Here is a 26,590-nt window from a genome sequence, read left to right as displayed (position 1 = left end):
CCCTTCATGCGGCATTTATCCGCCAAAAATACAGCACCACTATAAATTCGATGCCAACATAAAACGTGATACTGATATAAAAACTTGATAGTCATATAAAACAACAACGCCCCCATCCTCTGGCGGCGTTGCTGGAAATCTTCGCTAGGCTAACAAATTACGATGAGAAATCGAATCAGCCGCGTCTCGCTTTTTGCATATCGCGATAGCGCTGCTTCTCTGCTCTCGCCATAAACCACCAGGCAATAAACCCAATAATACCAACGACTAACAATATCAGGGAAGCCAATGCGTTAATTTGTGGATTAACGCCCATTCTGACGCTGGAGAACACCAGCATTGGCAATGTTGTCGAACCCGGCCCCGCAACGAAGCTGGCGATAACCAGATCGTCCAGCGACAGCGTAAACGCCAGCAGCCAGCCAGAAAGCAATGCAGGGGCAATCATCGGCACCGTGATAATGAAGAAGACTTTGAGCGGGTTCGCACCCAGATCCATCGCTGCTTCTTCAATCGAACGATCCAGTTCACGCAGGCGAGCGCTGATCACCACGGTGACATACGCGGTACAGAACGTCACATGCGCCAGCCAGATAGTGAACATCCCCCTCTCTGCTGGCCATCCAATCGCATGCCCTAATGCGACAAAAAGTAACAGCAGTGACAGACCGGTAATCACATCTGGCATCACCAGCGGTGCGGTCAGCATAAACGCAAACCCATTTGCCCCGCGAAAACGGCCAAAACGCACCATTACTACGGCGGCAATCGTTCCGAGGATTACGGCCATCGTTGCCGAAGCGGCAGCAATCGTCAGGCTCAGAAGCACCGCACTGATCATCGCCGTATTGTGGAATAACTCGACATACCAGCGCGTCGACCACCCCGCCCATACGGTAACCAGCTTGGAACTGTTGAACGAATAGATCACCAGCATCAGCATCGGCGCATAGAGGAACGTAAAACACAGCACCAAAATCACAATACGCCACGGTGAGCGAACAACAGGTAAATTATTCACGCTTCCCCCTCCGCCGTTTTGCTCTGATGTTTGTGGAACCACATAATCGGCATAATCAACAGCAGCAGCATGACGATGGCAACAGCGGATGCCACTGGCCAATCGCGGTTATTGAAGAATTCCTGCCACAGAATACGACCAATCATGATGCTGTCCGGCCCACCAAGCAGTTCGGGAATCACGTATTCCCCCACCGCCGGGATGAACACCAGCATCGATCCCGCAATAATTCCGCCTTTCGTTAGCGGGACGATCACGCTGAAAAAGGTTCTTAGCGGTCGAGCCCCCAGATCCAACGAGGCTTCCACTAGCGAATAATCCAGCCGCGTCAGCGCGGTGTAGATAGGCAACACCATAAACGGCAGATAGGAATAGACGACGCCGATATAAACCGCCAGATTGGTGTGCAAAATGATCAGCGGTTCATCAATCACACCCAGCCATAGCAGGAAATTATTCAGGATGCCGTTATTTTTCAGAATCCCCATCCAGGCGTAAACGCGAATCAGGAATGACGTCCATGACGGCAGAATTACCAGCAATAGCAGAATATTGCGTGTTGACGGTTTACTGTGCGCGACTGCCCAGGCTAGTGGATAACCAATAAACAAGCAGCACAGCGTTGATACCGCAGCAACCTGAAGCGATTGCATATAAGCATCGAAATACAGTGGATCGTCCAACAAATGCAGGTAGTTCCCAAGGTTCAGGGAAATATCCAGTTTGTCGTCCATCCAGGAAACCAGATCGGTATAGGGCGGAATCGCCCGCGCCATCTCAGCAAAACTGATTTTAAATACGATCAGGAACGGTAGCATGAACAGCAGCAGCAGCCACAGATACGGCAGCGCGATAACCAGCTTGCGTCCGTGTTTTTGACGCCAGCGCGCCATCAACACTCGCAGCCAGAGCCTGGCCTTGCCCGGTGGTTCCGCCGTGTGATGTTCGGGAAATAAAGTCATGTCATTCTTCCTCACTACACCGTCAGAACCACACAGCTATCCGCATCCCAACACAACCGAACCTCATCTCCCCAGGTCGGTGTGCCTTTGCGATAACGGTAGGCATTTTGTAACTGCGCGCTGATAGTTTGCCCACTGTTGAGCCTGACGTGGTAAATCGACAAATCGCCCAGATAAGCGATGTGCACAACTTCCCCCACCGCGAAATTACAGCCATCAGCCGGAACCTCTTCGCACAGCATAATTTTTTCAGGACGCAACGCGATGTAAACCGGAACGCCATCCACCACCGAGACATCCGAATCTACTTTCAGCGAATGCACCAGCCCAGGGCTTTTGATGATCAGCGCATCGTCCTGACGTTCCTGCAATATCCCTTCAAACATATTGACCGAGCCGATAAATTCCGCGCTGAAACGCGTATTCGGGTGCTCATAAATCTCTTCTGGCTCGCCAATCTGTACGAACTTGCCGCGATTCATGATGGCAATACGACCAGCCATGGTCATAGCTTCTTCCTGATCGTGCGTCACCATCACGCAGGTCGCACCTACGCGCTCCAGGATATCGACGACTTCAAGCTGCATACGGTCGCGCAATTTCTTGTCCAGCGCCCCCATCGGCTCGTCTAGCAACAACAATTTTGGACGCTTCGCCAAACTTCGTGCCAGCGCCACACGCTGACGCTGACCACCGGAAAGCTGATGCGGTTTACGATTAGCGAACTCCTGCATATGCACCAGCGACAGCATCTCTTCCACGCGCTCTTTGATTTCTGCACGCGGGAGCTTGTCCTGTTTCAAACCAAACGCGATATTCTTTTCCACCGTCATGTGTGGGAACAGCGCATAAGACTGAAACATCATATTAATGGGACGCTGATAAGGCGGCACCAATGACAAATCCTGACCATCCAGAACAATCTGCCCCTGCGTGGGGAGCTCAAAACCTGCCAACATGCGCAGCAGCGTGGATTTCCCACAGCCGGAGGCACCCAGCAGAGCAAAAATTTCGCCTTTGTAAATCGTCAAGCTGACATCATCAACGGCGGCCTGACCATCAAAAGACTTCGTCAGGTTACGCACTTCCAGCAGCGGCGTGGCCGCTTTTTGAGGTTTTGATTGAGGGCGGGGGATCGCGTCATTCACTTCGCATTGCTCTCCGGCAAAAGCAGAACAAGTCACATCGCTGATGTTGCCAGTAGGCACTTTTATATCCAGCGGTGTGACACAATATAGAGCGCGAACAGGCGGTATCTCCGCCTGTTCTTTGCCACATTTTATACCCATCCATTCTCAGGTTGCCGAAACCAGCAACCATCAAGTGCGTGGGTAACTATTCAGATCCAAAAGGCTATTTGCCGCTTTTGACCTTGGTCCATGCACGTGTACGTGTACGGTCAATCTGAGGAGATTGTACCTTGAGCGTAAACATTTTAGCGCGGACATCGGCTGGCGGGTAAACGCCTGGGTTGTTACGAATATCTTCGTTCACCAAAGGCAAGGATGCCAGATTGCCGCTGGCGTAATACGTGTGGTTACTGATCTCAGCCATCACTTCCGGCTTCATCAGGTAATCCAGAAACGCGTAGGCTTCATCCAGATTTTTAGCATCCTTCGGAATGGCGAGGACATCAAAGAATGCCAACGCACCTTCTTTCGGAATGCTGTATTGGATATTTACCCCGTTCTTCGCTTCTTTTGCACGGTTCCCCGCCTGCATGATATCGCCAGCCCAGCCGACTGCAACGCAGATGTCGCCGTTAGCCAGATCGTTGATATATTGCGATGAGTGGAAGTAACGAATGCTTGGACGCAATTTCAGCAACAGATCGGTCGCTGACGTGCTGTAATCACCCGGTTTGGTGCTGTTCGGATCTTTACCCTGATAGTTCAGTACCGTGGCGAAGATCTCTTCCGGTGCATCCAGGAAGGATACGCCACAGCTTTTCAGCTTTTCCAGATTCTCTGGCTTCAGTACCAGATCCCAACTGTCAACTGGCGCATCGGCACCCAGCGCAGCTTTAACTTTATCAACGTTATAGCCGATGCCGGTGGTCGCCCACAGGTAAGGCAACGCATATTTGTTATCTGGATCGTGCTGAGCTATCAGCTTCATCAGCTCAGGATCCAGATTTTTGTAATTCGGCAACTTACTCTTGTCTAATGGCTGAAACACTCCCGCTGAGAGCTGGCGCTCAAGGAAGCTGGCAGAAGGTACCACCAGATCAAAACCCGTGCTGCCCGCCATGAGCTTGCCTTCCAACACTTCGTTGGAGTCAAACACATCATAGACGACCTTAATGCCGGTTTCTTTCTGGAAATTGGCTAACGTGTTCGGTGCGATATAGTCGGACCAGTTATAAACATGCAGCGTTTTCTCTTCCGCAGTTGCGGTGACGGACGCGGCCATCAGCAAGCCGGTAACAACACCCGATAACCATTTTTTACGTTGGGTGAACATCCGTTCCTTCCTCCATACAAGGGGGTGATTCGTGGGTATATGTATCGTTCCGATACAAAATATATCCTGCCGCGCTATCAAACCGGTGAATGAGTATGCACCAATTTTTATTCGCTCAGACACAGACATAGCCCTGACTCGGCAGTCTGTCCCTTACAGGAATAAAGCATAACCCCACAACATCGTACGCACCATACTTGAACGTAAAAAATGGCTTTTAACGATTATTTATTCATATTTTATCGATGTGATGAAGGCGTTTAGCGATAAACAAAGAGAAATATCTGGCAATAATGCGAAATAACCAGAATAAATGGCGGTGAAAGAAAAATAAGTAAAACCAATTGCTGCCGTTGGCAGCAACCGTATCAATGCAGATGTGAGGTCGTGACTCTGACAGCAGAGCCCTCTTCTTCCTCACCGATAAACAGCAGATTATTAGCGCCGGCTTCAAGGATCACCATCGAGATCTGTTCTTCGGATTGCTGCATAAAATGTCTGAATTGTTCCAACGTCATGCCTGCGGCAACACTGAATGACTGACAGACAATCAGTTTTGGCAGGTTATCGTCCTGAACATCGATAAAGGCCTTGACGGTCAACGAGCTAGCATTGATTTGACTTAGATCGCCGACCAGAGGAATAAGCGCGCTAGGTTTCACTTCGGCAAGAGCAGAAAACAGAATCACATTATCTACCAGATCAACTTTTGCGTCGAAAATACCATCAAAATTTTGCATATGAGGAAGATGCAGCGCCTGACAGGAGTCACATTCAAAATACAGAATGTTCAATTGATCCAGCCACCGCCGTAGCATAGCCAAATCCGGAACGATGAGTGAATCCATCATGTTTGCCTCATACTTGCCGCCGTACAGACAGCGTTATTGAAAAGAGAACACCGTTTATGCAGAAGCGATGTTAAAACAGAAACCGCCTTAAACAGAAACAATGCCAAAAACGGCACATAGCTTACGGAATATTGTTTGACGATGCCATGATAAAAGCACACAACTTTCCGCTTTCCGCATTCTACTGCGCAGCCACACAGCAGGTCGGCTTAGCCCAAGGCCCACACACTAAGGGGTAAAGCCCCATTTTACGGTACAGCCCTGTTTCAAAAAACTAACTTTTGACGATTGTTGCTGATGTTGCGATGAGCCTCGGAGTATTTTGCTCAATGAATTCAATCATCATGCCAGCAATGTCGAGTCCGGTTGTCGTTTCAATCCCTTCCAACCCCGGTGAAGCATTCACTTCCATCACCAGCGGCCCCCTCTCGGCACGCAAAATATCAACACCCGCCACATTTAGACCCAATGTTTTCGCCGCCTTGATGGCAATCGTACGTTCCTGCGCCGTAATTTTCACTTTATTCGCCGAACCACCGCGATGGAGGTTTGAACGGAACTCTCCCGCCTTTGCCTGTCGCTCAATAGCCGCAACAACCCGATTGCCGATCACAAAACAGCGAATATCCTTGCCCTGAGCTTCATGCACATATTCCTGCACCAGAATATGCGCATTCAGCCCGCGAAAGGCATCAATCACGCTTTCCGCAGCCTGGCGCGTCTCAGCTAATACAACACCGATTCCCTGCGTACCTTCTACCAGCTTGACCACCAACGGCGCACCGCCTACCATCGCAATCAGGTCGCCGGTATCGTCCGGCGAGTGAGCGAATCCGGTGATCGGCAGGTCAATCCCTTCGCGGGCAAGCAGTTGCAATGAATGCAGCTTGTCACGAGCGCGAATAACCGCAACAGAATTATTCAGCGGGTAGCTGCCCAGCATTTCAAACTGGCGCAATACCGCCGTGCCATAAAACGTGATCTGTGAGCCGATACGCGGAATAACTGCATCATATTTATCCAGCCGACGCCCACGATAATGCACCGACGGCGCCGCCGAATTGATATTCATATAGCAGGAGAGCGGATCAATAATCTCAACGCTGTGCTTGCGCGCTTCAGCCGCTTCACGCAGACGTTTGCAGGAATACAACGCCCCATCACGAGACAGAATGGCTATCTTCATAAATACCCTACAGATACTAGCGTATCGCCCATCCTTGCTGATGTAAGTAGTCCAACATGAACGGACGTAACTCTTTTTTCAGCGTCAGTTCAACGTGCTCACTCCAGCTTTCACGCCGACTACCGGTACGTTGCAGATAATATTCCACCATTTGTTCATCGTATTGCGCCAACACGTCTCGGTCGAGCGGCTGATAGACATTTTCATGCAGCATCATAGCGGTTGGCATGCGCGGTTTCAGCATCGGCTCGGCGTCCGGGTGCCCCAGACACAGACCAAACAGCGGCATCACCAGCGTTGGCAATTGCAGTAACTGCGTCACATCAGCAATGCGATTGCGAATGCCGCCAATAAACACCCCGCCTAGCCCCAGCGATTCGGCGGCAACCAGCGCATTTTGCGCCATGATAGCGGTATCGACACAGCCAATCAGTAATTGCTCCGCCAGCCCGGTTTCCGCCTGTGGGAAAACCTCCACATGCCGATAAAAATCAGCACAAAAGACCCAAAATTCGGCAGCCTGTGCCACATAACCTTGCTCGCCGGTATAGTGAACAAGCGTTTCACGCACGGCAGGATCGGTAATACGGATAATCGAACTGCATTGTAAAAAACTGGAGCTGGATGCGCTTTGTGCGGAGGCGATGATGGCGTGGCGTTGCTCATCTGTCACAGCCTGAGACGTAAACGCGCGAATGGAACGGTGGCGTTGTAGCAAATCAATAGTTGGTGTCACGCTGGCATCCTTGGGTCGGTAAAGTTATTTCATTCTTTATACCCTAAATAATTCGAGTTGCAGGACAATACGTTGGCGTTTTGAACAACGTGAAGCGTAAGAGAAGGACTAATTCGTTGGGAGCGAATTTGACCAACCAATGTACATGCAGCTTGAGATATGACGGTATAATAGCCTCAGTAAATCGTTGTAACAGGTAATGACTACTTTTTTTCAAAAATGAATGCAGGCATAGTAGCGCGATTCGCAGTAGTCTCATTAACCGTAACATTTTTAGCCGCGGCCTTGTCTGCAACAGGCGTCACGCTATGCGTTTCAAGAATGAGCACATTTTCTAATTTTACAAAGGAGTTTACATGTTCGCTGTAATTTTCGGGCGCCCAGCTTGCCCTTATTGTGTACGTGCGAAAGAATTGGCAGAAAAACTGTCCGAGCAACGTGATGACTTCAGCTTCCGCTATGTAGACATTCACGCAGAAGGTATTTCGAAAGAAGATTTGTCCAAGACGGTAGGAAAGCCGGTTGAAACCGTGCCGCAAATTTTCCTGGACGAAAAACACATCGGTGGCTGCACCGATTTTGAAGCCTATGCCAAAGAGCATCTGGCGCTGTTCCAGTCATAATCATCCGACTGGCAGGACAAAAGCGCGGCGGAAGTCCGCGCTTTTTTATGGGTTTTTATCGCAACCCCACTCAGCGCAGGTAGCGTCGATACAGGCCGCGTAAACACAGCATACCCAGCGCCCCCAGTACACACCAAAAGACCGCACTCATCACATAGGCCAACTCTTGCCAGAAAGAACGCATCGGCGTATTCCACAGGTGGAGAACCAGTAAACACACAGGCATCGCCGCCAGCGCGCCGAACAGCGGGTAAAGCAGGCGACCACGTGCGGAAAGAAAACAAGCCACCATGCCGGGAAACAGAAAGAGCAACATACCAGGACTACCGCGCAACCCGTCATTCACCGCGACACCCGATACTTCAATTTTTTGGCTCAGAAACACTACGGTGAACAATAGAAAACAACAGGTCGCACCGACCCAGCCTTTATTTATTGCCATAAATCGCCCCTTTCAATATGCTTCCCAATCTGCATCAACTAGATACCGAAGCACTCGGTATGGTAAAAATGATTGGTGTGCCCGTCATACTTCAAGTTGCATGTGCGTTGGCTGCGATACTCGGCACACTGGCGTGTACCTCAACCCGTTGGGGCCGCTGCAAGCAGCGTTCAAATCTGCCACTGGTAGATTTGTCACTCACCCGAATTACTTACCAGAGTAAGCTCATCGGGACTCATTCTCTTGCCACCTGCCTGAAACTCGAATTATTTAGGGTGTCTCTATTCCCCGACATGAAAAACATGAGGCTTCGCTATGATTTATTCGACGCCCAGACTGTCAGTAGAAAAAGACGATACCCCGCGTATTTCGTCAACAGCGACACCACGATCATTTAATTAAACAATAATTACACTGAACAATTTTTATCGGATAAATTATACTGAATGAGGCTGATTCCTTTCAGCTGACGTGTATTGATACCGTCATAAGAATTCATGCATTCCATGGCTAAATTTAGCCGCTATAATGAATAACATCAAGAGCTTATTGGTAAACAACAAGTTACATTCCATGAATATAAACGTCGCTAATTTGTTAAATGGGAATTACATTCTGCTTTTATTTGTGGTTCTTTCATTAGGACTCTGTCTAGGGAAGTTACGCCTCGGACCAGTACAACTCGGTAATTCTATTGGCGTTTTAGTTGTTTCTTTATTACTCGGTCAACAACATTTTTCGATTAATACCGAAGCATTGAGCCTAGGTTTTATGTTATTTATTTTTTGCGTTGGAGTAGAAGCGGGGCCGAACTTCTTTTCTATTTTCTTCCGCGACGGGAAAAATTATTTCATGCTCGCGCTGGTAATGGTCGGCAGCGCTATGTTACTGGCGTTAGGTCTGGGCAAACTCTTTGGCTGGGGAATAGGCCTGACTGCGGGCATGCTGGCAGGATCCATGACATCAACGCCGGTGCTGGTCGGCGCGGGCGACACGCTGCGCAATACCGCCAGTTTGGGTAGCCAGCTTAATATTGAACAAGATCACCTGAGTCTGGGCTATGCACTGACGTATCTGGTCGGGCTGGTCAGCCTCATTTTTGGTGCACGCTATCTGCCCAAACTCCAGCATCAGGATCTCCCCACCAGCGCACAGCAGATCGCACGCGAGCGTGGGTTAGATGCAGACAGCCAGCGAAAAGTGTATCTGCCGGTAATTCGCGCCTATCGCGTTGGGCCTGAGCTAGTCGACTGGGCGGCGGGCAAGAATTTGCGTGAGCTGGGGATCTATCGCCAAACGGGTTGCTACATCGAGCGCATTCGACGTAACGGTATTTTGGCCAGCCCTGACGGCGATGCTGTCTTGCAAATCGGCGACGAGATCTCGCTGGTAGGCTATCCAGATGCACACTCTCGCCTGAATTCCAACTTCCGCGATGGCAAGGAAGTTTTCGACCGCGATTTGCTGGATATGCGCATCGTGACGGAAGAGATCGTCGTCAAGAATCACAATGCCGTCGGCAAGCGCCTTAGCCAATTAAAGCTAACCGATCACGGCTGTTTCCTTAACCGTATCGTGCGTAGCCAGATCGAAATGCCGATTGACGATAACGTCGTGCTGAATAAAGGCGATGTCTTGCAGGTCAGCGGTGACACCCGCCGGGTAAAAAGCATTGCTGAGCGAATCGGGTTCATTTCTATTCATAGCCAGGTCACCGATCTGCTAGCCTTCTGCGCCTTTTTCGTTATCGGCGTGTTGATCGGGCTGATCACGATTCAGTTCAGCAATTTCACCTTTGGTATCGGTAACGCGGCCGGATTGCTTTTCGCCGGTATTATGCTGGGCTTTCTGCGCGCCAACCACCCGACCTTCGGCTACATTCCGCAAGGTGCGCTTAACATGGTCAAAGAATTTGGCCTGATGGTCTTTATGGCGGGCGTAGGCCTGAGTGCAGGTAGTACAATCAACAGTAGTCTGGGTGAGGTTGGTATCCAGATGCTGGCTTCAGGGCTGATTGTCAGCCTTGTCCCGGTGGTGATTTGTTTTCTGTTCGGCGCGTATGTACTGAAAATGAACCGAGCGCTGCTGTTTGGTGCCATGATGGGTGCACGAACCTGCGCACCGGCGATGGAGATCATCAGCGATACGGCACGCAGTAACATTCCTGCGCTCGGCTATGCGGGTACCTACGCCATTGCTAACGTGCTGCTCACACTAGCAGGTTCACTTATCGTGGTTATCTGGCCTGAATTACCCGGCTGAAAAATGTAAAAAATCGTCAATATTATTTTCTAAAAACCAGAACTTTTTCTTTGCTCTAAAGTCTGAATAAGTGCCACTGCTTTTCTTTGATTCCCCTTATTGAGGAGCCCATCGTTCCCGCCTTTCAGGTTCAAGAGCGATGGGCGTTTTCTTTTCTAGTGTGCGCAATTCAAAACAACCTCCACTTCCCATGCATCGGTTACCGCATGTACGCCATTATTTGTTATAAAAATAACAAAAATTAATTTTTTTGTTATTCCTGTGACACTAAAGTCATTGAGTGCCATAATCACGCTAGCTGATTTTTTATTGACATAACCAAGGATTCACCATGACTGACTACGCACGCTATATCGACCACACTCTGCTGGCAGCAAATGCCACCGAACAACAAATCGCCACGCTGTGCGAAGAAGCGATAGCGCACCATTTTTATGCCGTCTGTGTTAATTCCGGCTACGTTCCCTTAGTCGCTGACAAACTGAAAGGTTCAGCGGTACAGGTGTGCTCGGTTATTGGTTTTCCTCTCGGTGCAGGACTGACGTCCAGCAAAGCGTTTGAAGCAAAAGCCGCGATTGATGCTGGTGCCCAGGAAATCGACATGGTGATTAACGTCGGCTGGCTAAAAAGCGGGAAGATTGAGGCCGTCAAAGCAGATATTCAGGCCGTGCGTGAGGTTTGCGCCGCCATACCGTTGAAGGTAATATTGGAAACCTGTCTGCTTGATGACGAACAGATTGTGCTGGTGTGTGAAATGTGTCGTCAGTTGGATGTCGCGTTTGTCAAAACGTCCACCGGTTTCAGCACTGGCGGCGCACGCGAAGAACACGTCCGACTGATGCGTAATACCGTCGGCAGTGAGATGGGTGTAAAAGCCTCCGGCGCGGTTCGCGATCGCGAAACGGCACAACGTATGATTGAAGCTGGCGCCACGCGTATTGGCACCAGTTCAGGCGTTGCTATCGTTTCAGGTGACGCTGCTGCCGCAGGAAACTACTAACAACAAAAATAGCTTACTCGCAGGGAATTTTATGGAAACGCGGCGCGACGAACGAATCGGCAGACTGACTCAGGCATTAAAGAAAACCGATAAACTCCATCTTAAGGACGCCGCACAACTACTCGGCGTGTCCGAGATGACCGTGCGCCGCGATCTAAATGCAGATTCCACCAACGTTATGCTGCTCGGCGGCTATGTCGTTAGCGACCTGAAGAATAACGGTGTCACAAACTATTTTGTCTCCGACCAGCAGACCAAGCACGTAAGCGAGAAGCAGACTATCGGTACTACGGCTGCCTATCTGGTGGAAGCAAACGATACCGTTTTTTTCGACTGTGGCACGACCATTCCCTTCATCATCGATGCCATTCCTGATGAGTTGCCCTTTACCGCGATTTGCTATTCCCTGAACACCTTTTTGGCGTTACAGGAAAAAAAGGCGTGCAGAGTGATTTTATGCGGCGGGGAATACCATCCCGATAACGCGATCTTTACCCCGCTCAATCAACGCTGTGAACTAGACAATATTTGTCCGAATAAAGCCTTTATCTCTGCGGCGGGTATCGAACTTAACGCAGGTGCGACCTGCTTTAACTTTGCAGAACTGAGCATGAAGCAACGCGCGATGGCGACCGCACAGCGCATCATTATTGTGGCAGACAACAGTAAATTCGGTCAGATCAAACGCGCCTGCATCGGCCCGATGACGCTGTTTGATACGGTAATTTCAGACAGCGCCCCGGGAGAACAATACCTGCGTTACTTCTCCAACAACGGCATTCAGTTAATTCATCCGGAAAATTAGCCGAATAGCCCACCGAACCACTGCTGCACTTTCATCACCACCGAATCCCAGAGGCGACTAAAGAAACCCGCCTCGGGGATATCATCCATCGCCACCAGTTGGCGCTGTCCGATGCTCTTACCCTCCAGTTGGAAGTCGATAGTGCCGACAACCTGATTCTTGGTCAGTGGTGCGGAAAGCTGCGGCTGATTTAGCGTAAAGCTGGCTTTCAGGTTCTTCATTTGCCCTTTTGGAATGGTCAGCGCAGCATCCTGTGCAACACCAAGGCGCGCCTCTTTCTCGGTGCCAAACCACACTCGCTGCGTAGTAAAAGGCGCATCCGTCTTGATAGGTGTTACCGTTTCGAAAAAGCGGAAGCCCCAGGTGAGCAATTTTTCACTTTCACGGAAGCGAATGGCATCCGTTTTCGCCCCCAGCACCACAGAAATCAGGCGCATATTGCCTTCGGTGGCCGAGGCCACCAGATTGTGTCCCGCTCCGTTGGTATGACCGGTTTTCACGCCGTCCACATTCAGATTCGTGCTCCATAGCAGACGGTTGCGGTTAGGCTGACGAATATTATTGAAGGTGAACTCTTTTTCTTTGTGCAATGCATACTCTTCCGGTACGTCGCGAATCAGCGCCTGCCCTAACAGCGCCATATCGCGCGCGGTGCTGTACTGCCCCGGCGCATCAAGGCCGTGTACAGTAAGAAAATGCGTATTCGTCAGATTCAGTGCCTTCGCATAATTGTTCATCAGGCTGACGAATGCATCCTGACTGCCCGCGACGTAATCCGCCAGTGCAATGCTGGCATCATTGCCCGACTGAATCACAATCCCTTTATTTAACTCAGAAACCGGGATGCGATCGCCAGGCTTAAGGAACATCAGCGACGATCCGCGCAGCGCCGGATTACCCGTTGCCCACGCGTCTTTTCCCACCGTGACTTCATCCGTCGGACGAATTTTACCGGATTTTATCGCCTGCCCAATCACATAGCTCGCCATGATTTTTGTCAGGCTGGCAGGATCAAGACGCTCATCTGCGTTGCTCTCCGCCAGCACTTTACCGCTGTTGTGATCGATCAGGATAAAAGCTTTGGCATCAATCTGCGGCACGGCTGGCAACTGTTCCGCATAGGTGAGAGGCACCAAACCAACAAGCAATACCGTACCTACAGAGAAAGACGTGAGTCTGGTCAGGAAAGGAGTTGTTTTCATGAGTTCGCCGCAATGTCCATCAGTCGTTAAAATTCTTAATTTTCAATATGTTTTGAAAACTTTAGTAACATATAAAGGTAACGCGTCATCCTTGGGATGAAAACCGTTGCCTCTGTAAAGATAGTCAAAGAAATGAAAGGTTCTAAAAAAACGTTTATAAAAAAGTAACTTAGAGAAAATAAGGAATGTCTGAAAATGCAAATGACAGGGAAATCAGAAAAATAACAGAGGCACGAGGGAACATGGCACATCGGCCTGCCCTCGTGCCAGGACGTGGCGTCTAACGACGCTCGCGCTTATCCGCGCGTTTCGACAACCAGTCACCCAGCGTCTGCACTACCTGCACCAGAATAACCAGTGCAATCACGGTAATCACCATCACCTCGGTTTCATAACGGTAATAGCCGAAGCGGATTGCCAAATCGCCCACGCCACCGCCGCCAACAATGCCCGCCATCGCCGAATAGCCGATGAGGCTTACCAGCGTAATCGTCAGGCCACGTAATAGCCCAGCTTTTGCCTCTGGCAACAGTACCGTGCCGATAATGCGCATCGGGCTGGCGCCAAAAGCTTCGGCCGCTTCCACGATGCCGGGATCAATCTCACGTAGTGCGCTATCCACCAGCCGGGCATAAAACGCGATCGCCGCGACAGACATCGGCACCGCCGCCGCCACAGGTCCAATGGTATTGCCCAACAGAATCTGCGTAAGCGGCAGTAGCAACACCAGCAGAATAACGAAGGGAATAGAACGGATGATATTCACCAACACCGTGCCAAACAGATAGACGGCGCGGTTTTGCCAGAACAGATTCCTGTCCGTAACGTAAATCAGCAGCCCCAGCGGTAAACCACCGATCACAGCAAACAGCGTGGAAATACCCACCATCTGGAAGGTTTCACCAAACGCGGCAAGCAGATCGATCCATAAATCAGCCATGTAGCACCTCCACGTTCGCCGTTCTTACCTGAATATGTTCCACTGCTTCCACCACTTTTTCGGGGTCGGATGGATGAGTCAATAGCGCCACGAGTATGCCCAACGCACGATTACCGATGTATTCAATCTTACCGTGCAGGATGTTGACGGATACACCAAAGCGCGTCGCCACGTCCGACAGTACCGGTTGCTCCGCCGATTCACCGACGAACAGAATCTTCAATAACGTGCCCTGTAAATCCTCCAGCAAGCGAGGCGGCAAGGCGAGATCCAGCGTATGGGATACCAATTGGCGGGTAAACGCGTGCTGCGGTGTAGCGAAGATATCGAAAACATCACCCTCTTCCACAACCCGACCGCCCGTCATCACCGCGACCCGATCGCAGACCGCCTTAATTACGCTCATCTCATGGGAGATCAGCACGATAGTAATACCCAGTTTATCGTTAATCTCTTTCAGTAGTGCCAGAATAGCGGCTGACGTTTCCAAATCGAGCGCCGAGGTCGGCTCATCGCACAGCAACACTTCGGGATCGTTGGCAATCGCTCTGGCGATGCCCACTCGCTGTTTCTGACCGCCGCTGAGCTGTGCTGGATAAGACGACGCTTTATCCGACAACCCGACCAGAGTCAGGATTTCCGGCACGCGCAGAGTGATTTCTGCATTGGATTTCCCCGCTGCCTTCAGGCTGAACGCGACGTTTTCCGTCACGGTGCGCGTCTGCATCAGGTTGAAATGCTGAAATATCATGCCGATTTTTTGCCGTTGTTCCCGCAATGGCTGTCCGGCTAATTCACTGATAAGCACGCCATTAACCAGCACACGGCCGGAGGTTGGTCGCTGCAAAAGGTTGATGGTTCTCAGCAGCGTGCTTTTCCCCGCGCCGCTGGTACCAACAATCCCGTAAACCTCTCCGCGCTGGATATGCAGAGACACATTGTCTACCGCACGATTTTCTGGTTGCTTCCCTTGTGAGAAGTCAACGCAAACCCCTTCTAACTTGATCATTATCCGCAAACTCCTGGCCTGAGCGGAAAAGAAGAAAGCCGGTCATAGACCGGCCAAATCGTATTCTGTGCAGCTTAATGCTTACTGTGCGGGCGCTGGCGTTTTCGCCTGCATCCACTCAGGTTTCTGGAATTGGCTATACATCAACGCCGGATCGTTGATCACAGCGGCATACGCCGGTGATTCCACAATCGTTTTTGTATCTTTCACGAATGGCTTATTGAGATCGTCGGTACGCACAGCAATAACATTCTTCAGATTTTCATCCAGCGTTTCCAGCTTGATGGCCGATGACAGCTTCATGCCAGATGCCAGCGCAAAATTACCGTTCACCAGCGATGCCGTCACGCTGTCCAGCGTACGAGGCAACTGTGCCGCTTCCATCGGTTTGAAGACCAGTCCGCGTGGATTTTCAAGAATATCCTTCTCAGACGCCTTGGTCGGATCGATATCGGCCTTGATCGTAATCAGCCCTATCGATTGCAGGAAACGCAGACCACGTGCCAGATTGGTGGCGTCGTTAGAGAGCGTGACGACGTCCCCTTTCTTCAGTTCATCCAGCGAGGTAATCTTCTTCGAATAGAAGCCCATGCTGGCCGTCGGTACCACGATCAGTGGAGAGATTTTTAACCCTTTATCGGCGGCAAATTTCTCCAGATATAGCGTATGCTGAAACAGGTTGGCGTCGATGCTGCCGTTGGCCAGCGCCAGATTGGGTTGAACGTAATCACTGAATTCACGTACGACGACTTTATAGCCTTTTTTCACCAGTTCAGGTTTAATCGCCAAATTCACCATGTCGCCATACGGCCCCGGAGCCACGCCAAACGTGATCGTCTGCGGATCGCTGCTGGCCACAGCAAGTTGCAAACCAGCGGCAAACAACGTGATGCCCAGCGCGGCGCGAACAGAATGCGTCAATTTCATTGTGTAACTTTCCTGTCTAAATGTAACTTGTTGTCATTATTAAGAATGACAAGTTAAATCATAAAGACTAAAAAGGCATATCATTATTTCTCATCGACTGTCACAAACGTCTGAACATCCTTTATGTAGAAAGAGGTAGCTATGATAACGATTTGGGGTCGTGACAATTCGACCAACGTAAAGAAAGTCCTGTGGTGCGCGGAAGAACTTGCCCTGCCTTATCAACACATTGTGGCTGGCGGACAATTCGGCCGGAATCATGATGCTGATTATTTGGCAATGAACCCGAATGGCCTCATCCCCTGTTTACAGGACGACGATCTGGTGCTGTGGGAATCCAATACTATCGTGCGTTATCTGGCAGCACAGTACGGTCAGGATTCGCTGTATCTCGCTGATGCGGGTGAACGTGCCGGCGCAGAAAAGTGGATGGACTGGACCAGCTCGCTTGCGGCTTCTTTCGGCCCGGTATTCATTAATATGGTGCGCATCGCGCCAGAGAAACGCGATATGGCATTGGTACAGAAAGGCATAGCCGAATGTGAGCGTCTGTTCGGTATTGTCGATGCGGTTCTGGCTCGTCAGTCATGGCTATCCGGCGATCGGTTTGGCATTGGCGATATTCCGCTAGGCTGCGTAGTCTACGGCTGGCTGAATATGTCGATTGAACGTCAGACACATCCTCATCTGGAGCGCTGGTATCAGCAGCTAACCGAGCGTCCGGCTTATCAGAAGCACGTCATGATCCCGCTGTCTTAAGTGAACACAGGCACCGTTAGGCGACTGATTTTGCTGACAAAGCATGCAGAGCGGTGATAATGGGTAGATCGTAAAGACGCTGCAAGTACATCCCTGTAAGCTCGGATTGCGCAGATATGAATCTCATCCCTGAGATTCACCCTTTCAGGGCCGTCGCTAGCGACGTTCAAAAACGTTCCTGACGTTTTTGTCCATGGCGCAAACGCTTTACTCTTCTATCCCATTACCCCGCTCTCGTTTCATAGGTTTGTCAACGGGGCACCTTCCGGTGCCTGATTTTTTACTCCAGCCCAACTTTCAGCAATTTGCCATTGTCGTGATCGGTCAACAAATAGAGGTAGCCATCAGGCCCCAGCCTTACGTCGCGGATACGTTCCCCGCGGTCGTTCAGTAAACGCTCTTGTGACGCGATCTTGTCACCCTCAAGCGTCAGACGAATCAGGTTCTTCTCTGCCAGAGCGCCGATGAAGACCGAGTTTTTCCACTGCGGGAAACGATCGCTGTTATAGAACGCCATTCCACTGATTCCCGGTGATTTCTCCCAGTAAAAATCAGGATTCGCCATTCCTGCGATCTCTTTTCCTTTCGCTTCTGGAATTTTTAGCCCGGAATAGTTGATGCCATGTGTTGCAATCGGCCAACCATAATTTTCTCTCGCTTTGGGGATGTTAATCTCATCGCCACCTTTCGGGCCATGTTCATTTTCCCACAGCACGCCAGACCAGGGATTAATCGCCAATCCCTGTGGATTACGGTGCCCATAAGACCAGATTTCCGGCCGCGCGTTAGGCGTGTTGACAAACGGGTTATCGGGCGGCACCTTGCCATCTGCCGTCAGGCGAACAATTTTACCCTGTAATTTATCCAGATCCTGTGCAGTCGGGCGCTCATTATTCTCACCCAGCGCAATAAACAGATGCCCCTGTCGATCAAAGGCTAGCTTTCCGCCAAAATGATTACCCGTCGACAGCTTCGGTTCCTGACGGAAGAAGACCGTGAAATTCTCTACCCGCTGATTATCCTCAGAAAGTTTGCCATATCCGACGGCGGTTCCCGCTTTACCATCGCTCCCTTCTTCAGCAAAGCTCAGATAGATGCGCCGGTTCTGCGCAAAATCTGGCGATAACGCGACTTCCAGTAGCCCACCTTGTGATTTGGCAAAGACTTTCGGCACGCCAGCGATTGGCGCAGACAGTGCGCTACCCGCTTTCCATAAGCGGAGATTCCCCGCACGTTCCGTAATCAGGATTCCCTGTTCTTCCGGCAAAAACGCTAATGACCACGGGTGATCCAGCTTATCCTGTAATTCCGTCACCTTCGGTTCAGCCGCCAATAACTGGCTGGAAAACAGCAACGTTGCGCTAAGCAATAACCAGTGTGGCGCAGCAGAAAATCGTCGTAACACAGTGTGTGAAGCGGAATTGCGAGGCATCAGGCAAGCGGACATAGCGTTGTCTCCATCCAACAAAAGTCCTGTAAATTTAGGCGGCGGGCGGTGTTTGTGCAAAAAAACGGGGTAAGGTTTACATTTATTGAAGAAAGTAACGGCGCTACGATATAAATGACCGCCAGCGCCGACGCTAACCAGATAACTCAGGAAGCCGCAGTATTTACATAATGAAGTCCTTCACGAATTTGTAAGACAGTGTTTTATGGAGAGCGAGCTTTTTAGCTAAAACAAACATCAATCCTGATAGCGCATCATTTAGCGCTTCATGACGTGTTTTTACGCCCATAATATCTTTTGTTATTCGAAATTGAATAAACGCCAGTGTGTCGTCTTTATAAGGATAGGGTGCCCCTAACCTGTCAGCGATAACCATACCGGACACGACAGCTCCCTCATGCCCGGCTAAACTGGTATCTACCCCGCAAAACCACAGGTTATCTTTTCCCTGTAACTCGCGTAATCGCATTTTATGCATGAAATCCGCAGGTCGCTGTTTAGCTACACGCCAATGACACGTTTTCACGATTTTTTCAGCGTGAATAGGATGCGTAGGATCAAGCGTCACCAATAAAGGCTTCGTAATATTCTGATACGCCATTAATGCATTACTCACTCGAGTCACACTGCCGAATAAATGCGTATGATGCGCCTGAGTGCCCGTAAACTGACGAAAGTTGAAATAATGTGATGAGGTATCGGTATTAAGGTAGTCAGCATCATGGTGCGCGACGCTGGTGATATCGTGGTATTCAAACTGGGATAATATTTCCTGTTGTTTGTGCGTGGGCTCAGCTAGTAAAGATAAGGTGACGTCCGCCGGGGTGGCAAAAATCACCGCATCGAACGAGGCGTCCCGATCGCCATAACAAACCTGAACCTTCCCTCGACACGGCTTCACCGACTTCACCGCCGTATTGAGCTTTATGTGTTCTCCCAGCGTCCCGGCCAGCACCTGCAAATAGCGCTGCATCCCACCACGAACTTTTCGCCAGTATCCTGGAGAAAAAAACGAAACCAGATTGGCATTAAATGAGATTGCAAAAAACATCAGTGGGTATACGCGTAGATCGACATTGCATCCCGTAGAAATACTGATCATGGGATACAGAGCCTGATGAATAAACGTCTCAGAATACCCTTTCTCACTTAAATACTCCGCAATTGTCATCGCTTTATAACGAGGGTCACCAGAGCTCATCACCTCAGACATGCCAAGTTGGAAACGACTGCATTCCTCCTGAATGGCCTGACGTAACGGGCCCTCCAATGTGACATTGCTCCAATACTGTTTCTCACTGGGAAAAGATGCATGGAAAGAGGAAGGCGCAACATAGCTCCCAATACCTAATCTCTGTAATATATTGAATAAATTAGGCGAAATACGCTCGTTAAAATATTCAACCCCCATATCAATAGGCACGCTTATCCCTTTTCCTATATCAACTCGCTGCGTATAAACATGGCCCCCAATATAATTATTGGCTTCAAAGAGAGTGATGTTGTGCGTATTGCGTAATAGCCATGCGGCAACCATTCCCGCTGCGCCACCACCAATAATAGCCAGATTTTTCTTCTTCATAGTCCTCTCTCCGGCCGGGTCGAGCAGTGCCAGCGCATACATCGTTTCATTCCCAAACGATTCTGCATAAATTTGATTTCTATTAGCTTTAAAGACCACATTGGCCTGGCAATGACACGACTAAGCGGATATCGCTGATAATAGCGCGCACGGGCGATGCCCTCCTGTTCCGTCGACAATAGCGATGCAACAGCCTGATATTGCAACCCTTTAAGCTGCATCAGTGAAATGTCAGACCCCGTAATCGTCCCTGAAACTTCGGGTGCCTTAAGCATAAGACTGGCATGGCGTGTGGTAATATCACTCATGACATACATTGTCATTTCATCTTGCTGGAAATGATAAAAACAACTGGCAGACCACACTTGCCCTTCTGCCGCAGCGCTCAGCGTTAACAGGCGCTCCTGGCTCATGAAGTGACATATTTCATGTAGTTGTTCTTCGTTATTCATTTTTGCTCCCTTAGCACAAGCATGGTGCAGAGTGGCACTCGCTTCGCCCTGCCCCGAACGTGACCTTACTGCTCGGCATACAGTATTTTTTCCGCGATCGCTTTAGGGCTTTCTAAAGCAGCAATCAGCGAAACAGGCACTTTCTTCTCCAGTCTGGCGCCGATCATCCCTGCGGAAATCACCGCCAGCGCAGAGTTTCCACCCAGATCGAAAAAATTTGCTGTTTCATGAAAATCGGCTTGGCCCAGGGTGGTCGAAAACACGTCACAAATAATAGCCACCACCGCGTTAAAATGTGCGTTGCGATGGACAGACAGCCCGTCATGCGTTTCATGGTGCAAAGTGTTATCCCACGTTGGTTCGGGCAGTGATTTTCTGTCGAATTTGCCATTGGGGTGCAAAGGGAAAGTGGCGAGTACAACAAATAAATCAGGCACCATATAGGCAGGAAGCACCTTGTGAAGCGCCTGTTCCAGTTCCACCTTTGACAGTGAGTCCTGGCTGATCACATAGGCTGTCAGCATATCGTCGCCGTGTCCGGCAAAGGGTTTAGCGGCGACGACAGCGCCCGCGATACCGGGAAGATTTTCTAAGGCATGTTCGATTTCTTTTACACCAATACGATTTCCCCTGATTTTGATCTCTCCATCCCCTCTGCCCAACCATTCCAATTTTCCCTGCGGGTGCATACGCACTCGATCGCCTGAGCGATAGATTTTTATACCGCTTTGCGGATGGGGGAAGAAAGCACTTGCCGTTCCCTCTGGGTTGCCGTAATAGCCCAGCGCCAGACCAACCCCGGATAGATATAACTGGCCTTCTGTGGCAGGTTGAAGATCCTCATCCAGAACATGTAGCTGCGTATTTTCTAAAGATTCACCGATAGAAATAAAGGTCGCGTCTTTCTCGACGCATTCACAGGATGTCCAGATCGTCGCTTCCGTCGGTCCATAAAGATTCCATAAGCGCCGGCATGTCTGATTCAACTTCCTTGCCACTGGCAAAGGTAGAGCCTCTCCACCAGACAAAATCGTCACAGAGGTATTAGGGCGCCATCCTGTCGCCAGCAGAATCTTCCACAAGCTCGGCGTCGCCTGCACAAAATGGCTTCTGGCTATCAGCGGAAGCAGACGGTCAATCTCGTTCACGTCGCTATTGCTCGCTAGCAGAACCGTCCCGCCAAGCGTTAAGGGATAAAGCAGTTCAAGAATCGAAATATCAAAGGCCACCGTCGTGTGCGCCAGAAAAACTTCCGAAGCCTGCATTTGCAAGCGCTTGCCGATCGCCGAGAGAAAATTGCCCAACGCCTCATGCCCGATACTGACACCTTTGGGCTGTCCCGTTGAGCCACTGGTGAACAAAATATATGCAATATCATCCTGTTGCATATCCAGACACACCCAGTTCCCCGCGACTCCTCGTTCGGGATAGATAACGCTATCGTGAAGTTCACGTGCCAATGCGCCATTATCTGGGTGGCTGAGCAGCAACGTCGGTCTGGCGACTTCAACGTACTGCTGCAATCGGGATAAGGGATAGGCAGGGTCTAGTGGAACAAAGGTTACGCCCATCGCCAGAGCCGCCACCATACTCGGGACTAACCATTGATCGCGGCATAAAAGTAGCCCAATAACATCCCCTCTCTTAACGCCAGACGTCATCAACGACTGTTGAACCGAGACAACAAGCCGTTCAAACTCCGTGTAATTGACTGCGAATTGTGCGTTAATTAGCGCCGTTTTATCTGCGTGATGTGCAAAAGCCTCAAGAATCTGCTCTACCGCATTCGCGGTTTCTGTATTTCGCCTACAAACATTCCCTGCCGTCATATGCGTATTATCACCTGACATGGTTCCTCCTGTTTTTGCGATCAAATGGCCAACGGCGCCGGATAAATTTCAGTCACCCATTTCTCATCCCGAAAAGACGCTGGCATACCAAAATCCATGTTCAGGCTGCGAAGGAAAGGACCAATACACACGGTCTCAACTGCGCCCAAGCGCTGTATCTGTTGAATCATGGCAGGCACAGACAACCGCTCCGTTTCGCCACGCACACTCATGACCTTTACGCCGTCGGGATCGTTCACGACATCAAGTCCATCCAGACACGTCACTATCGGGTAACGTGGCGAAAACAAATTTTTCGTCTCAAGATAAGCTTGTACCTGCTGGGCAATTCGCTGCCGATATGGCGTGTGGTAGGCAGACTGACATAGCGAGGGCGGAAGTACCTCTAGCATCCCCGGCCCTTCCTGCCCTTTCCCTTCCAGCATCCGCCGCAGCCCTGACACCATTAGCAGCGAGCCGACCCCTTGCTGGATTAAGCCATAGTCCACCGAAATCCGCATTTCAGGCGGCTGATGGTAAAAATCACGATCGCCCTCTCGCATGGCCAGGACAAACCCTACGGTCTCATCCTCCGTTTCTGGCCGATCTACCCGTAAGTGGATGAGCGCAACCGCATCATCGATCGTCAATGCGCCGGAAGCACAAAGTGCCGCGACTTCACCCAAGCTAATACCGCCTGCACAGCATGGTTCACCGCGCTGTGCAACGACGCTATCAGCAATACCCAACATGCCGGCAAACAAACCGAGTGACACGACCTGCATGCATGAAAAACCGTCAGGAATCGGTGCCTGACGCAGAATTACCGCCACGCTCACGTCCGCCACGCTGGCAATATGTTCAAACCGGGCGCGAACCTGTGGATGATGCGCATAGAGTTGCTGCATATCCGCCATCATGTGTGAAACGTCTGCGGGCCCAAAGATTAATGCATAAGGTGTTGTCACTGTTTTTCCCCTGTAGTCGTTACGTCATCCCAGAGTGAACTCACGCGCACTCCGCGGCAGCACATCAGAAATGTGCAGAGATAGTCATCATGCGGAACCAGTGATGACATCCAGGTTGTAGGAATCGCGCCGATATAAACATTACTGATACTGGATTCATCCAGTACCGACCTGAGCAGTTTCCGTTGGCGGGAGAAAACGGTAACGGCTAGTGACCCCGCCAACATGGATAGGCTTTTCGTCTCGTGGTAAGGCGCGACGAAGACACAGGGAAATGGAAGTTCTTGCTGAAGCCGGGGATCGTCGGATTCGCTAAGTTCGATAACGACCGGCTGAAGAAGATAACCAAACGGTGTTAGCGGAGCGTCGAACGGATGATTAATGCTATCGCCCGATACACGTGATAATTGCTCGACAGTTTTAGCCGATCCGAGAGGCAAGCGATGCGCGGGGATATGCTTCAGCGCCAAGCGCAGCCGCTGACAAAAATCCGTGACGTCACCTTCAACCAGTACTGCGCTCGTGGATACACATGCAGCACCGCCGAGATCGGTCATGGATTTTGCTACCAGGGCAACCGCGTCATCACGATCGGCATCCGCACCAACGACGATCTTGGAACGCCCTGGCCCCTGTATTCGCACCGTAGGATGGTGTCGGTATTTTTCTACCATCTCCGAACCGCCATAGGCCAATGTAAAATCCGTTGAGGTAACCAACGTATCGGCGCCTCGATAATCGGTGGGAATGAACGCGACATAATTTTCCAGACCGGACATGGCTAGTGCGGAAACCACACGCTGTGCAGTGAACGGTTCCCGCGATGATGGCCTGACCAGAACACGGTAGCCCAGCGCCACAGCTTGTGGCCACAGTGCATGAATGCCAGGTCCATTACCCGCTGCAAGAACCGCAAATGTGTCTCCTTTACGGCTGAAAAGACTGCATCCTGCCAATGCATCAGGATCGCGCCAAGACCACTTCGACCCTTTCGGCATCCCAACATCGAGTGTTTCAGGCATCATTCGCAACGCGTTGGCAATTGACGTCAGCGCTTCCTGAATTACGTTAGACGGTAAGCCAGTGGTACGGTGCACCCGTTGGCAATATTCATCGGGGGATAAGCCCTCAAGTATGCCGAACTGGAACAACTCCGCCGCCTCAGTCATCGCTGTATGAATATCTGCCAACGGCAAAACCGGCGCAGACTTCATCGCATCGATCGTATTGTGGATATAGATAGGGGGGGCGACGCCCATGTCTGTAACAGGCGCATCCAGCAGATCGTTAACCCAGATACGCCGTTGTGTAACATAGCGGCGCCCTAATGCAGAAGCATCGATACCATAATCGGTTATGGCCTTCTCAGGCGTCACCACATGTGAAGAAGGAGAGACGTCGTTCATTAATATACCCCCTCTATCACCACATTCCCGGCAACCGTCGACAGCGGCGCAACCTGACTGACTGCGACGCCGGGGAAGTCATCTTCCCGTGGCATGCGAATCGCTGTATCGCGTTCAAGAATATTGGGAAAAAAGGCATAACGGCTGAGATGATGCATAACCACCTGACCGCGCGAGCCAAACGCAACAGGGGTACGTGTCTGCACGTCCTGAACATCAAAGAGCACATAGGGAGCAAAACTATCGAAAATCGCTGGCGTGGCAATATCTGGCACGATTCGTGATTTAGCCTCACCTAAAATCATCGTACTGCCGTAGCTGGCTCTAATGGGAACAGAAGGAAAGACTTCCGTTTGCAAAAACAACTGGGTATCGGGGTCCATTTGCGTCCCACCCCAGGTGATTTCTTTCAACGTTTGATTCATTCGGCTAATTAATGCGGGACGCCTTGCCATACATTCAAGAATTGGCGGTGTGGCAATAAGATATTGAATAGACTGCGTGAAAAGAATATCTTCCGCCTGTTCGATAATATGTTCAGCATAAGCTTGCTTACTCCCGACATCATTTTTCTGGATACACTTCTTAACCCAGCGGGGATCGAGATCGACGGTAAAAAACAGTCCGCCTTTGGCTGACGCCCGACAACGATTGATCGCCCCGACGACATGTGGTCCAGTGGGGACAAGCGCCAGCGTATTGCCCATCGATTGTTGGCCATCGGGATCGGGTTGATCCAGCCGCCACGCCACCAATTCATCGAGCCAGGACTGGAATACCACAAGCCGTTTAGCCTTACCGGTAGTGCCTCCACTTTCAAATACGCCCGCTATTTTCTCATCATGCAAACCGCGTGGGATAAGCTGCTCGACAGGCACGTCACGTAGCAAATCAGCGACATCAGGAAAACGTGCCAGATCGTCGAAAGTGTTGATGTCTGTTAACGGATCAAAATCCAATGTTTCCCGCCTTTCCAACCAGAAAGGCGTTCCTGTGTGCGTAGAAAAATGCCATTGCATCATGTGCTTCAGATGAGCATCAAAATTCGATAAATTTTTCATGGTTTCCCTCTGCTACGGCTGCAACCAGGTACTACGCCATTCGTCTTGCCCACGTTCAACACGCAGGCGTCTGTGCAGCCGATCTGAACTTGACGCCCAAAACTCAATGGATTGAGGGATAAGCTGATAAACAGAAAAGCGCTCTGGGCAGGGAAGCGGCCCTTTATTCTCAAGCTCCTCTGCCGCGGCCCGGAGTTTATGGCTATCCAGCAATGGTTGGCTTTGGTGTGACACCGTTGACATCGCGTGCAATGGAACAGGTCGTTGATCCCACACTTCAATGGCAACCTCATGTGGCATAGCGATCACGTGACCGCTGACTGATAATTGTCTGCCGAGTTCTTTCCAGTAAAAATGGCCGCACGCGTGGGAATTACCTTGAATATCCTGAATTTTTCGGCTACAGCTGTGTGTTGCGAATAAAATGCCCTGCGCCGCGAAATCGAGAATAGCCATCACTCTTGAGCTCATCTCACCTTGCTCATTCGCGGTGGTTAATACCATCGCTCTGGGCTCTCGGACCTTTTCGTCCATGGCCTCTTTTACCCACGCCCGTGCACGTGCTATAGGGTCGTGTAATGCGGCATGAAAGTGCAGAAAGTCGGTATTAGCCTTTCCACTCATGCTTTCAAAATCACTGCTGCCCATCATGATTCC

At 50.5% G+C, this 26,590-nt stretch carries 25 protein-coding genes; 5 read left to right on the top strand and 20 right to left on the bottom strand.

Features of this window, described 5'->3' with window-relative positions; translation table 11 throughout:
* Positions 1 to 175: 175 nt before the first annotated feature.
* From potI to nfsA, 7 genes are all read right to left on the bottom strand, one after another.
* Positions 176 to 1,021, bottom strand: a complete 846-nt coding sequence (potI, locus tag KP22_RS02985; RefSeq protein WP_039300752.1) for a putrescine ABC transporter permease PotI — start codon at positions 1,019 to 1,021, stop codon at positions 176 to 178.
* Positions 1,018 to 1,983 carry a putrescine ABC transporter permease PotH gene (potH, locus tag KP22_RS02980; RefSeq protein WP_039295648.1) on the bottom strand — a complete coding sequence of 322 codons (966 nt, stop codon included), beginning with the start codon at positions 1,981 to 1,983 and terminating at the stop codon, positions 1,018 to 1,020. Before potH ends, potI begins: the two co-directional genes overlap by 4 nt.
* A 14-nt stretch (positions 1,984 to 1,997) precedes the next feature.
* A complete protein-coding gene (potG, locus tag KP22_RS02975) occupies positions 1,998 to 3,131 on the bottom strand; it encodes a putrescine ABC transporter ATP-binding subunit PotG (protein WP_039301116.1) in 1,134 nt (377 codons plus the stop codon).
* A 205-nt stretch (positions 3,132 to 3,336) separates the two neighbouring features.
* Positions 3,337 to 4,446, bottom strand: a complete 1,110-nt coding sequence (potF, locus tag KP22_RS02970) for a spermidine/putrescine ABC transporter substrate-binding protein PotF (protein WP_039300755.1) — start codon at positions 4,444 to 4,446, stop codon at positions 3,337 to 3,339.
* A 368-nt stretch (positions 4,447 to 4,814) separates the two neighbouring features.
* Positions 4,815 to 5,294, bottom strand: coding sequence for a type III secretion system chaperone family protein (locus KP22_RS02965; protein WP_039300758.1), 480 nt, complete (start codon positions 5,292 to 5,294; stop codon positions 4,815 to 4,817).
* 277 nt (positions 5,295 to 5,571) lie between these two features.
* Complete coding sequence (rimK, locus tag KP22_RS02960) at positions 5,572 to 6,483, bottom strand: 30S ribosomal protein S6--L-glutamate ligase (protein WP_039300762.1); 912 nt, start codon at positions 6,481 to 6,483, stop codon at positions 5,572 to 5,574.
* A gap of 16 nt (positions 6,484 to 6,499) precedes the next feature.
* On the bottom strand, positions 6,500 to 7,219 hold the full coding sequence (gene nfsA, locus KP22_RS02955) for an oxygen-insensitive NADPH nitroreductase (protein ID WP_039300765.1): 720 nt from the start codon (positions 7,217 to 7,219) through the stop codon (positions 6,500 to 6,502).
* A 356-nt stretch (positions 7,220 to 7,575) separates the two neighbouring features.
* On the opposite strand from nfsA, the gene KP22_RS02950 reads away from it, so the two are divergent.
* Positions 7,576 to 7,842, top strand: coding sequence for a GrxA family glutaredoxin (locus tag KP22_RS02950; RefSeq protein WP_039300768.1), 267 nt, complete (start codon positions 7,576 to 7,578; stop codon positions 7,840 to 7,842).
* 70 nt (positions 7,843 to 7,912) lie between these two features.
* Here the strand turns inward: KP22_RS02950 and KP22_RS02945 are convergent, their stop codons facing one another.
* Positions 7,913 to 8,284: an inner membrane protein YbjM gene (locus tag KP22_RS02945; protein WP_039300770.1), complete on the bottom strand. Its 372-nt coding sequence runs from the start codon at positions 8,282 to 8,284 to the stop codon at positions 7,913 to 7,915.
* 573 nt (positions 8,285 to 8,857) lie between these two features.
* Here KP22_RS02945 and KP22_RS02935 point away from each other — a divergent pair.
* From KP22_RS02935 to deoR, 3 genes are all read left to right on the top strand, one after another.
* Positions 8,858 to 10,546: an aspartate:alanine antiporter gene (locus KP22_RS02935; RefSeq protein WP_039300772.1), complete on the top strand. Its 1,689-nt coding sequence runs from the start codon at positions 8,858 to 8,860 to the stop codon at positions 10,544 to 10,546.
* A 331-nt stretch (positions 10,547 to 10,877) separates the two neighbouring features.
* On the top strand, positions 10,878 to 11,546 hold the full coding sequence (gene deoC, locus KP22_RS02930; protein WP_039300775.1) for a deoxyribose-phosphate aldolase: 669 nt from the start codon (positions 10,878 to 10,880) through the stop codon (positions 11,544 to 11,546).
* Between the two features lie 31 nt (positions 11,547 to 11,577).
* On the top strand, positions 11,578 to 12,351 hold the full coding sequence (gene deoR, locus KP22_RS02925) for a DNA-binding transcriptional repressor DeoR (RefSeq protein WP_039322278.1): 774 nt from the start codon (positions 11,578 to 11,580) through the stop codon (positions 12,349 to 12,351).
* Here deoR and KP22_RS02920 read toward each other — a convergent pair.
* From KP22_RS02920 to KP22_RS02905, 4 genes are all read right to left on the bottom strand, one after another.
* Positions 12,348 to 13,553 carry a serine hydrolase gene (locus KP22_RS02920; RefSeq protein WP_039300780.1) on the bottom strand — a complete coding sequence of 402 codons (1,206 nt, stop codon included), beginning with the start codon at positions 13,551 to 13,553 and terminating at the stop codon, positions 12,348 to 12,350. The genes deoR and KP22_RS02920 overlap by 4 nt on opposite strands.
* Before the next feature lie 280 nt (positions 13,554 to 13,833).
* The gene (locus tag KP22_RS02915) at positions 13,834 to 14,493 is read right to left on the bottom strand and encodes a methionine ABC transporter permease (protein WP_039300784.1); all 660 of its coding nucleotides are present in this window, start codon (positions 14,491 to 14,493) and stop codon (positions 13,834 to 13,836) included.
* Positions 14,486 to 15,502: a methionine ABC transporter ATP-binding protein gene (locus KP22_RS02910; RefSeq protein WP_039300785.1), complete on the bottom strand. Its 1,017-nt coding sequence runs from the start codon at positions 15,500 to 15,502 to the stop codon at positions 14,486 to 14,488. Before KP22_RS02910 ends, KP22_RS02915 begins: the two co-directional genes overlap by 8 nt.
* An 81-nt stretch (positions 15,503 to 15,583) precedes the next feature.
* On the bottom strand, positions 15,584 to 16,429 hold the full coding sequence (locus KP22_RS02905) for a MetQ/NlpA family ABC transporter substrate-binding protein (RefSeq protein ID WP_039322275.1): 846 nt from the start codon (positions 16,427 to 16,429) through the stop codon (positions 15,584 to 15,586).
* Positions 16,430 to 16,570: 141 nt separating this feature from the next.
* Between KP22_RS02905 and KP22_RS02900 the strand changes: the two genes are divergently transcribed.
* Positions 16,571 to 17,188: a glutathione S-transferase family protein gene (locus KP22_RS02900; RefSeq protein WP_039322272.1), complete on the top strand. Its 618-nt coding sequence runs from the start codon at positions 16,571 to 16,573 to the stop codon at positions 17,186 to 17,188.
* A 280-nt stretch (positions 17,189 to 17,468) separates the two neighbouring features.
* Here KP22_RS02900 and KP22_RS02895 read toward each other — a convergent pair whose 3' ends face one another.
* The 8 genes from KP22_RS02895 to KP22_RS02860 form a co-directional block, all read right to left on the bottom strand.
* The gene (locus KP22_RS02895) at positions 17,469 to 18,635 is read right to left on the bottom strand and encodes a PQQ-dependent sugar dehydrogenase (protein ID WP_039300794.1); all 1,167 of its coding nucleotides are present in this window, start codon (positions 18,633 to 18,635) and stop codon (positions 17,469 to 17,471) included.
* 163 nt (positions 18,636 to 18,798) lie between these two features.
* Positions 18,799 to 20,217: an FAD-dependent oxidoreductase gene (locus tag KP22_RS02890; RefSeq protein WP_072012528.1), complete on the bottom strand. Its 1,419-nt coding sequence runs from the start codon at positions 20,215 to 20,217 to the stop codon at positions 18,799 to 18,801.
* Positions 20,214 to 20,669 (bottom strand): PNPOx family protein, encoded by a 456-nt coding sequence (locus KP22_RS02885; protein ID WP_039300797.1) that lies wholly within the window; start codon positions 20,667 to 20,669, stop codon positions 20,214 to 20,216. Before KP22_RS02885 ends, KP22_RS02890 begins: the two co-directional genes overlap by 4 nt.
* Positions 20,670 to 20,734: 65 nt before the next feature.
* Complete coding sequence (locus tag KP22_RS02880) at positions 20,735 to 22,519, bottom strand: non-ribosomal peptide synthetase (RefSeq protein WP_052012459.1); 1,785 nt, start codon at positions 22,517 to 22,519, stop codon at positions 20,735 to 20,737.
* A 20-nt stretch (positions 22,520 to 22,539) separates the two neighbouring features.
* Positions 22,540 to 23,466 (bottom strand): acyltransferase domain-containing protein, encoded by a 927-nt coding sequence (locus KP22_RS02875; protein WP_039322268.1) that lies wholly within the window; start codon positions 23,464 to 23,466, stop codon positions 22,540 to 22,542.
* Positions 23,463 to 24,872 carry an aldehyde dehydrogenase family protein gene (locus KP22_RS02870; RefSeq protein ID WP_244879997.1) on the bottom strand — a complete coding sequence of 470 codons (1,410 nt, stop codon included), beginning with the start codon at positions 24,870 to 24,872 and terminating at the stop codon, positions 23,463 to 23,465. The genes KP22_RS02875 and KP22_RS02870 overlap by 4 nt, the downstream gene beginning before the upstream one ends.
* Complete coding sequence (locus KP22_RS02865; protein ID WP_039300802.1) at positions 24,872 to 25,933, bottom strand: phenazine antibiotic biosynthesis protein; 1,062 nt, start codon at positions 25,931 to 25,933, stop codon at positions 24,872 to 24,874. Before KP22_RS02865 ends, KP22_RS02870 begins: the two co-directional genes overlap by 1 nt.
* Before the next feature lie 12 nt (positions 25,934 to 25,945).
* On the bottom strand, positions 25,946 to 26,584 hold the full coding sequence (locus tag KP22_RS02860) for a pyridoxal 5'-phosphate synthase (RefSeq protein ID WP_052012458.1): 639 nt from the start codon (positions 26,582 to 26,584) through the stop codon (positions 25,946 to 25,948).
* Between the last annotated feature and the right edge of the window lie 6 nt (positions 26,585 to 26,590).

This window comes from Pectobacterium betavasculorum, from assembly GCF_000749845.1.
Taxonomy (GTDB): Bacteria; Pseudomonadota; Gammaproteobacteria; order Enterobacterales; family Enterobacteriaceae; genus Pectobacterium; species Pectobacterium betavasculorum.
The sequence above is the reverse complement of the archived record's forward strand: the minus strand, read 5'-3'. Positions and strand labels throughout refer to the sequence as shown.